The following is a 10,943-nucleotide window of genomic DNA, read 5'->3' as shown; positions in this document are numbered from 1 at the left end:
ACATACGTCGAAATTCCATGAACATAATTGAAGGTCCAGAATCGCTCCGTCACTTGGGTGTGGCGGCCATGACTGGCGATATAGAACTGATTGTCTCTGTGGTATCCATTCAAAGCACTCCCTCCGAAATAGATGTCCGTACCGCAAAATGTGGCAAAATTAGCGATTCCGACGATAACGATCACGCGAAGCCACACCGGTATCTCCCTCCACCTGAGAACTTCCACGGAATTCGAGGATCTCATACTGATGCCTCAAAAAGTGGTTTTATACAGCTCCCATGTCAATGAGAGTCGTGAATCCCTACCGTCCTGCCCTTCCTCAGAATAAAGGCGTTCACTCCCCTTTCTCCTCGCACAGCATGAACGGCGCACCGGATGGATCCCGGACCAGGCAGAAGCGCTGGCCTTTCCAATGATAGTCCATCTTCATCTGCCGAAGGATTTCGCCACCTGTTTCCTCCACCTTGGCCACGCGTGCTTCGAAGTCCGGAATATCGATGTAGGGAAGCCAGCCGTGCGGCCAGTCCGGGAACATCGCCTCATCGCAGATCCCCAGCACCTCCCGGCCGTTTGCATTTTTCAGCGAATACGAGGTGTGGCTCTCATCCTCCGGCACCGCCACGCGGGACAGTCCGGCGACCTCGGTGTAGAATCGTGAGACGCGATCAGGATTCCCCACGATCATGTCCAGCCAGTTGACCGTTGCGGTGGTGGCAGCGTCGGCGGCGGATTCCGGACGTCTGGCAGTCGGGTTCAGCAGCGCGAACATGTGGGCGTCGTGGGAAATCTCCCCGACTTTCAACCGCAACCGGTTGACTCCCTCGTAGACGGCTCCGGTGTTTTCCGCCACTTTCCGGCTGAATTCATTGCCGACGGCGGCGACGATTTCCAAACGGTTCAGGCCCAGCGTCCCGAATCCGAAATCCCGCAAAAGCAACGCCGCCTGGCACGCCGCCCCCTCGCCGTGGCGGGAGGTCCGCACCCAATAGCCGAGATTGCACGTTCCATTGACGAGGTTCAGATGGTTCAGCCCGCATGACCCGACCATGGCGCCGTCCGCGCTGTCGACGATGAGATATTCGTAGGCCTCCCCGTTTTCACGGGTCGCGATCGCCTGCGCCACCCACTTCGCGGTGTCCTCCCGTGAATATTCCGGAGTCATCCACCCCATCCATGGAGCGATCTCCGCCCGCGACTCGACCGAAGCCGCGTAAACCTCGTCAATATCTTCCAGGCGGTAGGGACGGATGGCGAAGGTGCTCATGCGGATCTCCTAACACAAGCTCCGGCGGACGAAAAGAAGACAAACGCGGCCTCCGGGCTCCGCAGCCTTGACGCGTCCCGGGCGGGTCCGCAGTTTGGTGTCATGAAAATTTCCGGACTCCACCATGTGGCCGTGATCTGCTCGGACTATTCCGCATCCAAGCGATTCTACACCGAAATCCTCGGACTCCGCGTCATTTCGGAGGTCTACCGGGCCGCACGGGATTCGTGGAAACTGGACCTCGAAATCCCGGGTGGGACGCAGGTCGAGCTGTTCTCATTCCCCGGCGCGCCACCCCGCCCCTCCTATCCGGAAGCGCAGGGGCTGCGCCACATCGCCTTCTCGGTGGAGGATCTGGACGGCGAGGTCGCCTCGCTCGTGCGGCAGGGCGTCGCCGTGGAGGAAATCCGCGTGGACGAGCTGACAGGGAAGCGGTTCACCTTTTTCGCGGACCCGGACGGCCTGCCGGTCGAACTTTATGAGGCGTGAAATTTCTCCAGATTTCCCGGTTGACACCCGGAAACCGGCTCCCTAGTTTCCCCACCCCTTCGCACATTGCGTGTGTCCGAAGTCATTTTTTATTACAAGCACATGAAGACGTTTTCCGCCAAGCCGCACGAAGTCGAGCGCAAGTGGTATGTGATCGACGCCAAGGGCAAGGTCCTCGGCCAAGTCGCTGTAGAGGCAGCACGCCTCCTCCGCGGCAAGCACAAGCCTATTTTCACCAGCCACGTTGATACCGGCGATTTCGTCGTGGTCATCAATGCCGATCAGGTTGTCCTCACCGGCACCAAGGAAACGTCCAAGATCTACACCCGTTTCTCGGGTTATGTCGGCGGTCAGAAGGTCGAGACTCCCCGCATCGTCCGCGAGCGCCGTCCGATCCTCCTCGTCGAGCGCGCTGTCTGGGGCATGCTGCCAAAGACCCGCCTTGGTCGCACGCAGTTCGGCAAGCTCAAGGTGTATGCCGGTGAGTCACACCCGCACGAAGCACAAGCACCAGCCGAGTACGTCGTCAAATAATCCCATCCATTTCCCAAAATGTCCGCCACCACCACTCAAAGCGCCACCGGCCGCCGCAAAACCGCAGTCGCCCGCGTCTGGATGACCGAAGGATCCGGCCAGATCACGATCAACTCCCGCTCGTTCGAGGAATACCTTCCCACCATCGAGCTTCAGAACGCCGTGCTCGCACCGTTCCTCGCTGTCTCGCTCTCGAACAAGTTCGACCTGAACGTCGTCGTCAAGGGCGGCGGCAAGCAAGCCCAGGCCATCGCGATCCGCCATGCGGTTTCCCGCTCCCTCACCCTGGTGGACGCGGAACACCGCAAGACGATCAAGCCTCTCGGCTTCCTGACCCGCGACCCTCGCATGAAGGAGCGTAAGAAGCCAGGTCAGCCGGGCGCACGCGCACGCTTCCAGTTCTCCAAGCGTTGATCTTCAGCTTTTCAAGAAACCGCACTCCTCACGGGGTGCGGTTTTTTGTTTTGCGGACATCCGCTCCGCCGGGGCGGCACAAAAAAAGAGGAAGCCACACGGCTCTTCCTCTTTTTCGAATCAAAACCCGGGCCCTTTGCCCTAGACGATCTTGAGCCTCGCGAAGTCCTGGGTGTCGATCAGCCCCACCGGCTTGCCGTTTTCATCCAGCACGACGATGTCGTCGATGCGGTTCTCCCCGATGGTCCTGAGCACCTCCACCGCGAGGGCGTCCGCCTGCACGGTGATGGGCTGGCGCGTCATGAGGGAGGCCACGGGCTTTTCCCCGAGCAGCGGGTCATTCCGGAAACTGCGGGCGAAGTCGCCGTGGGTGAAGATGCCGGCGAGGTCTCCGTCGGATTTCAAGATCAGGCAGGCACCGGCGCGCGCGCGGTTCATCACGTCCAGCGTGGCGAAAACATCCGCATCCTCCGCCACGGTCGGCACCTCCGCATCCGCCCGCATGATGTCGGACACCCGGGTGAGCAGCGCGCGGCCGAGCGATCCGCCGGGGTGGAAACGGGCGAAGTCCGTTTCAGTGAAACCGCGCGACTCCAGCAGGACCATCGCAAGAGCGTCCCCCATCACGAGCATGGCGGTGGATGAGGAGGTGGGCGCGAGATTGAGCGGGCAGGCTTCTCGCTCGACGGAGGTGTCCAGCGTCACCTCGCTGAGACGGGCCAGCGTGGAATTCAATTTGCCGGTCAGCGAGATGATCTTCACGTCGAAACGCTTGATGAACGGCAGCAGGTCCAGGAGCTCGCGGGTCTCGCCCGAGTAGGAAAGCGCGATGATGACATCCCCGTCCGAGACCAGCCCGAGATCGCCATGCAGCGCGTTCTGGGAGTCCAGCACCACCGCGGTGGCACCCGTGGAATTCAGGGTGGCGGCGATCTTCAGGCCGACGTTCCCCGATTTGCCGACGCCGATGACGACGATTTTCCCCCGCTGGTCGAGGGTGGATTGGAGCATTTTCACCGCCACGACGAAAGAATTGTCCAAACGTCCGGCCACGCGGCTGAGGCCATCGATTTCAATCTCTATCACAGAACGGGCCCGGGCCAGATAATCCATGGCCCATGACAAACCCGGAACCGGACGCTTTGCAAGTCCCGCGAGCTTTGCTCTCGCAAGTGAGGGAATCCCCTCCCAGTATCCCGATATGAAAACTGCGATCACTTCGGTTATTCTCAGCGGATTTCTCGGCTGCCTCGGCATGGCCTCCACGATCTCGATGGTACCCATTTTCGAACCCCTCAGCCTCCATGGCACCGATGTGGACGACGCCATCAGCGACATCGGCGAGACTCTCCAGGCGTCCGTCATGTCGCGGCCGATGGCGCTGACGGGCGCTTTTCCCGAAGTATTGGTGGACGCCATCCGCACCCCCCACCTGGTTCCAACCAACAACCCGAACTACAAGGTCCAGGAAACCAATCTTCTGGTGCTCTGCAACATCGGAATCAGCGGGGAAATCCAGGACAATGTCCTGCAGGTGAAGCTGAACGTGGCGGATCTCGCCATTCCCCAGGATGTGGACCTCACCTCCCGGCAGATCCTGAAGCTCGCCATCCTCGCGCTGCGGAAGACGCTCGACGAGTACCACCGGGGCCAGACGCAGCCGCTCGATGTGGAGATCGGCATCGACGGTGCGGACGAGGCGAAGGCCAGCCTGCGCGATCTCGGGACGAAATTTGTCATCACCGAAGAGGCGGGGACAAATTGATTCCGTGTTTTCCCTTTTCAAGCCGGGGGGGATTCCGCTTTCATCCGTCAGCACCAACCACGCATGAGCACCCCTCCTAAAGATCCACGTCCTTTCAAACGCGCCATTCTCAAACTCAGCGGTGAGGCCCTGCGCGGGCCGGGTTCGCGGGACAATATCGCGCCTGAAATCGTCGATCGCATCGCCCTGGAAATCCGCGAGGCGGTCCAAGGCGGGCTCCAGCTCGGCATCGTCGTGGGTGGTGGGAATTTCTGGCGCGGTGCGAGCGCCTCGGCCCGCGGGATGGACCGTGCGACCGCGGACTACGTCGGCATGCTCGCCACCGTCATGAACGCCCTCGCGCTCGAAGGCGCGCTGGAACACCACGGCGTTTCCTGCGTGGTGCAGTCCGCCATCGAGATGAAAAACGTGGCCGAGACCTTCATCCGCCGCAAGGCCGAGAAGCAGCTCGACGAGGGCAAGGTCGTCATCTTCGGAGCCGGCACCGGCAATCCGTTCTTCTCCACCGACACCACCGCCGCCCTCCGCGCCAGCGAGATGGGTGCGGATGTCATCCTCAAGGCCACCCAGGTGGACGGCGTCTACGACAGCGACCCGCGGAAAAACCCGGACGCCAAGCGCTACGACACAGTCACCTTCCAACAGTGCCTTTCCCAACGTCTGAACGTGATGGACGCCACCGCCTTCAGCCTGTGCATGGACAATGACGTGCCCATCGTGGTCTTCGATCTCGCGCCACATGGAAACCTTTCCCACGCCCTGCGCGGCCAGCCCATCGGCACGCTCGTTCACGGCGAGTAATTTTCAACCACCGCCATCATGGATCCAGAAGAAGCAATTTTCGAAGTCGAAGACGCGATGAACAAGTGCGTGGATTACCTCATCCACGAGTTCGCCGGCGTCCGGACCGGCAAGGCCAGCCCGGCGCTGATCGAGAACCTCGACGTGCACGTGCATGCCTACGGTGCCGTCTCCAAGCTCAAGAGCCTCGCCATCATCAACTCTCCCGAGCCCCGCATGCTCATGGTGCAGCCCTTCGATCCCGTCACCACCCGTGACATCGAGCGCGCCATCCGCGAGTGCAAGCTGGGCCTGAACCCCGCCGCGGCGGACCGCTCGATCCGCGTGCCGATCCCGGAACTCTCCGAGGAACGCCGCCGCGACATGGTGAAGATGATCAAGCAGCTCGCCGAGGAAGCCAAGGTCCGCCTCCGCGCCGCCCGCAAGGACGGCATGGACACCGCGAAGAAGATGAAGGCGGACAATTTCCTCACCGAGGACACCCAGAAGACCTTCGAAAAGGAAGTCCAGGAGCTGACGAACAAATACACCAAGAAGATCGACGACCACGCCGTGGCGAAGGAAGCCGATCTGATGAAGGTTTAGTCGGCACGCGGCACGCCCGGCAAGTTGTCCGGACCCTCAGAAGGCACTGGAGTTCCATTCCTGTGCCTTTTTTCGTGAGGAAGAAAGATTCGTTTTTCCGTGCCGTTCCTTGGGCTCATGCGTTGCCTTCCAATCATTCTCCCCACCCTGCTGCTTTCATTCATTCCTTTGGAGATAGGAGCACAGTACGCCCCCGCGGGAGACGATCCCCGGCAACATCGGATGCGTTTCTGTGGTTTCGGCGGGAATGGAGAACTTCTGGATGCGTTGTCGGCCATGTGGCCGAACCTGGACTACTGCAGGGCTTACGACCGGGATAAGGTTCCTGATATGGCCGCCCTCTCTTCGGAAACCCGGGAACGGTCGATGCAATTCTCGCTGCAAGCCGCCGGACCGGTGGTGGCTGAAGGTTACCTGGATCGCCAGGGTGCGTGGGCTCTGGATTTTCTGAACCGGAAGCCTCCGGAACTCGGATTCGGACATCCAGCTGCAGATTATTGCCATCCGGCGACCATCGCGGCGATCAAGGAGAACATCGACACCGCCATCACCAAAGTCGGTGCGAAATCCTTCACCATGGTCGATTTCGTATGGCCCTGGGTCGGTGGCCAATGGGGATATTCCGAATCATGCTTCAAAGCTTATCGCGCGGCGTTGGATGGAACCGATGGCGGCCTCCGGATCAAGGAGTCCGGGAGCAACCGCACGATTTCCTTCTGGGATTACTTCGCCGAACTTTCCGGTCTGCGTTTCACACCGGCTGATCTCGGCATGAAAACATGGAAGGAATACGAGCCTGTCCGTCCAAATTTGGTAGGTGACCGACCGACCGATTCCCAAAAGAGGAACCAGTTCGTCTACCGCGGATTGATCCACTGGTGCTGGTTGAAGTATGCTCAAGAAGCCGGCGCCCATGCCAAATCGTTGGGAGGAGAACTCCAAGCATCGCTCAATCCGGAGAACATGGCGAATGGTACCGACCTCCTCACATGGGGACGGCTGCGAGACACCGGCGCGGCATGGTGGGAACAATGGGGCAGTCCGATGAACGCAATCACCGGCTACCACACCTATCGCTATTTCTCCGAACCTTACCGTGGAAACAAGAGGCTCGGTCTCATCGGCGAAACCGCAGCCGCAGGCGGACACCCGGACTCGGGATTCGGACCGGCGCGTCCCCACTATTGGGACCCCAATAGCAACCACGCCATCACATGGGCGATCAGCGCCGCCGGACAGTTTGATGATAGAGAAGAAGACTACATATGGGCCTCTCCGGAGGAAACCTTCGATCCCGCCGGCCCTCACGCCGATTGCTGGAGAGGCGAGGTAAGGGCGATGGATGGCTTCTGGCAATACGCGTTGGACTCACCATCCCGCCCAGTCGCTCCCATCCTCTCGATCGTGAACCGGTCGATCCTCCACGAGACTGACAATTCGGAACAATCCGTGCGGCAGAAGTTCAGCCTGGCTCCGGCATTGGTGGATCTGCACATCGACTTCGAGCAGGCTTGCTTTCCACTTGGCGATAACATGTTGGCAGGGCGCAAGATCCTTCTTTTCGCCCCTTGGGATTATCCTCGCGACGTTTTGCCAAGCCTTCGCAGATGGCTGCTGGAAGATCCGGCACGCATTTTGGTCACCCACAGTTTTGTCCCGACAAGACCATGCAAAGGCTTGGACGGCAAACCGAACCCCACCGTGGATGAACCGGATGCCGCAAAGGAACTGGGACTTCAGGGGATCGGCACGACTTCTGTTTCGGAGGGGAAAATCGATTTGATCGATCCCGGATGGACTGCAAGGTTCGCGATCCCCGCAGGCACCCATTTGAAACTGGATCGACCGTTGACCTCCTCTCCCGGCACAGTCTTGTTAAAACTGGATGAACACCCCTTGGTTTCACTCATCGAATCCCAAGGAGGAGGCTCCGTAATCTATCTGAATTTCACCCCGCCGGAACGTCATGCTGGTGCGGACACTGACACCAGCCGGCTCTATCTCGCGGTTATGGAAATGATCGCGGGAAAAAACGGGATCAAGGCCCAAGCGAAAGGATCCGCAGACTGGGCCTGCGCCCGCTACGACGTCGCCGGTGGTCATACCTATTTCCTCCTCGACCGGAGACGGGTGGAGGTGGAGCGCTTCACGGAAGAAACCTCTTCCATGGACCCTGCATCAAAATTGTCACTCGAACTTGAGCCAGACACCCGATACCTGATCCACGATCAACTGGCCGAAACCGTGGCCAGCCGGAAGACTAACGCCGGAGGTGGGCTGGAGCTTTTCCTTTCAGGGCGTTCGCTGAAGCTGCTGCACGTCACCCGCCAGATCGACCAACCGCAATTGCTGTTCACGAATTGCGAAAAATCAGGGCCGGTGGGAAATCGCTCGCTGCCGGCCTCGCTACTCGCCCACCGGGCCGGAAAAGCCATCGTCAGCGGCATCCCGGCCGGGTCACAAATCTACTTGGATGGAAAGCCCGCAGCATCAATCGACACCGCCCTGGCAGATTGCAAAACTGTGATGATCCCGAAAGGCGGGCACCGCTTGGAGATCCGCAAGGACTGAGTCAGGTGGATCCAATGGCCAGAACCGGCGTCGAGCCCCCGTACTATCGAATCACAAAGCCGAGAAGAAGCCTCAGGCGTTCGATGACTTCTCAAGAGCCGCGGCCACGAAGCCCGCGAACAACGGGTGGGGATGGTTCGGCTTGGACTGGAATTCCGGGTGGAACTGTGCGCCGACGTAGAACGGGTGGTCCGGCAGCTCGACGATTTCTACCAATCCTTCTTCCGCCGAGACGGAGGAAATCACCAGTCCTGCCTCCTGGAGACGGTCCTGATAGTCCGAGTTGAACTCATAACGATGGCGGTGGCGCTCATGGATGCGGTCCACATTGCCATAGAGATCCGCCGCCTTGGTGCCGGTGAAGAGGATGGATTCGCTGGAGCCGAGACGCATGGTCGCGCCCATGTCCTCGATGCCCTTCTGCTCTTCCTGAAGACAGATGACGGGATATTTCGTCGCCTTGTCGAACTCGGTGGAGTTCGCGTCCTTGAGGCCGCACACGTTCCGTGCGAACTCGATCGTGGCGATCTGCATGCCCAGGCAGATTCCGAAGTAAGGGATGTTGCTTTCCCGCGCGTACTTGGCCGCGAGGACCTTGCCCTCGATGCCACGGTCGCCGAAACCGCCGGGGACGAGGATGCCGTCCACGTCACCGATCACTTCCTTCGCCCCGCGGTCTTCGATGGCTTCCGCCTCGACCCGGATGATCTGCACCTTCGTGTCGTGGTGGGCACCGGCGTGGATGAGGGATTCGTAAATGGATTTGTAGGCGTCCTGCAGCTCGATGTATTTGCCGGCGACGGCGATGGTCACCTTGTGCTTCGGGTGGATGACGCGCTGCACGAAGCGCTCCCAATCCTCCAGCGCGGGCGAAGGCGTGTGGCCGAGGCCCAGCTTGTCCACCACGAGGCGGTCGATCTTGTCGCGCCGCAGGTCCAGCGGGCATTCGTAAATGGTGTGGGCGACATCGCGGAAGGCCACGACGTTCTTGCGCTCGACGTTGCAGAACATCGCGATCTTCTTGCGGTTGTCCTCGTCCAGGTCCGCCTCGGTCCGGCAGATGACGATGTCCGGCTGGATGCCGAGCTCGCGGAGTTTCGCCACGGACTGCTGGGTGGGCTTGGTCTTCACCTCGCCCGCCGCCTTGATGTAGGGCAGCAGCGTGACGTGGATGAAACAGACATTTTCCTTCCCGACCTCCAGGGCGAACTGGCGCAGCGCCTCGATGAAAAGCAGGCCCTCCATGTCCCCCACCGTGCCGCCGATCTCGGTGATGAGCACGTCGGTGTTCGGATTGTCCTCCGTCACCTTGTGCATGCGCAGCTTGATCTCGTCCGTCACGTGCGGGATGAACTGCACCGTCTTGCCAAGAAACTCGCCACGGCGCTCCTTCTTGATGACCGAGTCGAACACCTGCCCGGAGGTCAGGTTGTTCATCCGCGAGAGCACGCCGGAGGTGAACCGTTCGTAGTGGCCGAGGTCGAGGTCGGTCTCGGCACCGTCGTCGAGCACGTAGACCTCACCATGCTGGAAGGGCGACATCGTGCCCGGATCGACGTTCAGATACGGGTCGAATTTCTGCATCAGGGTGGTGAGCCCGCGGTGCTCGAGCAGCGTGCCGATGGAAGCCGCAGCCAGCCCCTTCCCAAGTGAGGAAACGACGCCGCCGGTGACAAAGATGTATTTCATGGTGTGAAGTTGATGTGTTCAGTATTCAGTTTTCAGCGGCGAGAAGGCGTTCGATTTCCAACGCCTGTTCAGGGGTGTCAACTCCGGGGGAGGTATCCGAGGTGATGAGGACCTTGATGGTCGCTCCATTTTCAAGCGCACGCAGCTGCTCGAGCGATTCGGCCCTCTCCAATGGTGATGGTGGCCAGGTGATGAATCGTTCGAGGAAGCTGCGTTGATAGGCGTAGATCCCCTTGTGTCGCAACACGGGCAGTCCTTGGACAGGATTTCTGAAAAATGGCAAGGCCGAGCGGGAAAAATATAACGCGCGCCCGTCCAGGGCGAGGGCGACCTTCACCACATTCGGGTCCTGGACCGCGGGATCGGACGGGTCCAGCGGGTTCGCCGCGGTGGCCATGTCCAGCGAGGCGTCCTCCGCCATGGCGGTGGCCAGCTCGTCGATGAGCGCGGGATCGATGAGCGGTTCGTCACCCTGGATGTTCACGATGTGCGTGGCCTGCGGCACGGCCCGGGCCGCCTCCGCGATCCGGTCGGTTCCGGTCGGGTGGTCGGGAGAGGTCATCGCCACCTTGCCGCCGAAGGCGGTCACCACGTCCCGGATGCGCTCGTCGTCGGTGGCGACGATGATCTCATCCAGCTTGGAACATTTCTGACAACGCTCCCAGACATGCTGGATCAGGGGCTTTCCGGCGATGAGATGCAACGGCTTCCCCGGAAAACGGGTGGAGCCCCAGCGCGACGGAAGCACGCCGAGGATGTAGGTGGGAGTGGAGGAAAAGGACACGCTTGGCAAAAGTTGGGCGAGCGTATGGCACGGATTAGGCAGGGG

At 60.4% G+C, this 10,943-nt stretch carries 11 protein-coding genes; 7 read left to right on the top strand and 4 right to left on the bottom strand.

Going from position 1 to position 10,943, the window contains the following annotated elements; all coding sequences use genetic code 11:
* Positions 1–336: 336 nt before the first annotated feature.
* Entirely contained in the window at positions 337–1,266 is a 930-nt protein-coding gene (locus tag JIN84_RS07980; RefSeq protein ID WP_200350512.1) for a GNAT family N-acetyltransferase, read from the bottom strand.
* 102 nt (positions 1,267–1,368) lie between these two features.
* Here JIN84_RS07980 and gloA2 point away from each other — a divergent pair, with 102 nt between their 5' ends.
* From gloA2 to rpsI, 3 genes are all read left to right on the top strand, one after another.
* Complete coding sequence (gloA2, locus tag JIN84_RS07975) at positions 1,369–1,755, top strand: SMU1112c/YaeR family gloxylase I-like metalloprotein (protein WP_200350511.1); 387 nt, start codon at positions 1,369–1,371, stop codon at positions 1,753–1,755.
* 102 nt (positions 1,756–1,857) lie between these two features.
* On the top strand, positions 1,858–2,289 hold the full coding sequence (gene rplM, locus JIN84_RS07970; protein ID WP_200350758.1) for a 50S ribosomal protein L13: 432 nt from the start codon (positions 1,858–1,860) through the stop codon (positions 2,287–2,289).
* Between the two features lie 18 nt (positions 2,290–2,307).
* A complete protein-coding gene (gene rpsI / locus JIN84_RS07965; protein WP_200350510.1) occupies positions 2,308–2,703 on the top strand; it encodes a 30S ribosomal protein S9 in 396 nt (131 codons plus the stop codon).
* 141 nt (positions 2,704–2,844) lie between these two features.
* Here rpsI and JIN84_RS07960 read toward each other — a convergent pair whose 3' ends face one another.
* Positions 2,845–3,816, bottom strand: coding sequence for a KpsF/GutQ family sugar-phosphate isomerase (locus tag JIN84_RS07960; protein WP_200350509.1), 972 nt, complete (start codon positions 3,814–3,816; stop codon positions 2,845–2,847).
* Positions 3,817–3,904: 88 nt separating this feature from the next.
* On the opposite strand from JIN84_RS07960, the gene JIN84_RS07955 reads away from it, so the two are divergent.
* From JIN84_RS07955 to JIN84_RS07940, 4 genes are all read left to right on the top strand, one after another.
* Complete coding sequence (locus tag JIN84_RS07955; protein WP_200350508.1) at positions 3,905–4,468, top strand: hypothetical protein; 564 nt, start codon at positions 3,905–3,907, stop codon at positions 4,466–4,468.
* A gap of 63 nt (positions 4,469–4,531) precedes the next feature.
* On the top strand, positions 4,532–5,269 hold the full coding sequence (gene pyrH / locus JIN84_RS07950; protein ID WP_200350507.1) for a UMP kinase: 738 nt from the start codon (positions 4,532–4,534) through the stop codon (positions 5,267–5,269).
* An 18-nt stretch (positions 5,270–5,287) separates the two neighbouring features.
* Entirely contained in the window at positions 5,288–5,854 is a 567-nt protein-coding gene (gene frr, locus JIN84_RS07945; RefSeq protein WP_200350506.1) for a ribosome recycling factor, read from the top strand.
* Positions 5,855–5,971: 117 nt separating this feature from the next.
* Positions 5,972–8,425: a hypothetical protein gene (locus JIN84_RS07940; protein ID WP_200350505.1), complete on the top strand. Its 2,454-nt coding sequence runs from the start codon at positions 5,972–5,974 to the stop codon at positions 8,423–8,425.
* A 72-nt stretch (positions 8,426–8,497) separates the two neighbouring features.
* Here JIN84_RS07940 and pyrG read toward each other — a convergent pair whose 3' ends face one another.
* Together pyrG and kdsB are read right to left on the bottom strand one after the other, a co-directional pair.
* Positions 8,498–10,114 (bottom strand): CTP synthase, encoded by a 1,617-nt coding sequence (pyrG, locus tag JIN84_RS07935; RefSeq protein ID WP_200350504.1) that lies wholly within the window; start codon positions 10,112–10,114, stop codon positions 8,498–8,500.
* 25 nt (positions 10,115–10,139) lie between these two features.
* A complete protein-coding gene (gene kdsB / locus JIN84_RS07930; protein ID WP_325099574.1) occupies positions 10,140–10,898 on the bottom strand; it encodes a 3-deoxy-manno-octulosonate cytidylyltransferase in 759 nt (252 codons plus the stop codon).
* Positions 10,899–10,943 lie beyond the last annotated feature (45 nt).

This window comes from Luteolibacter yonseiensis, from assembly GCF_016595465.1.
Classification (GTDB): Bacteria; Verrucomicrobiota; Verrucomicrobiia; order Verrucomicrobiales; family Akkermansiaceae; genus Luteolibacter; species Luteolibacter yonseiensis.
The sequence above is the reverse complement of the archived record's forward strand: the minus strand, read 5'-3'. Positions and strand labels throughout refer to the sequence as shown.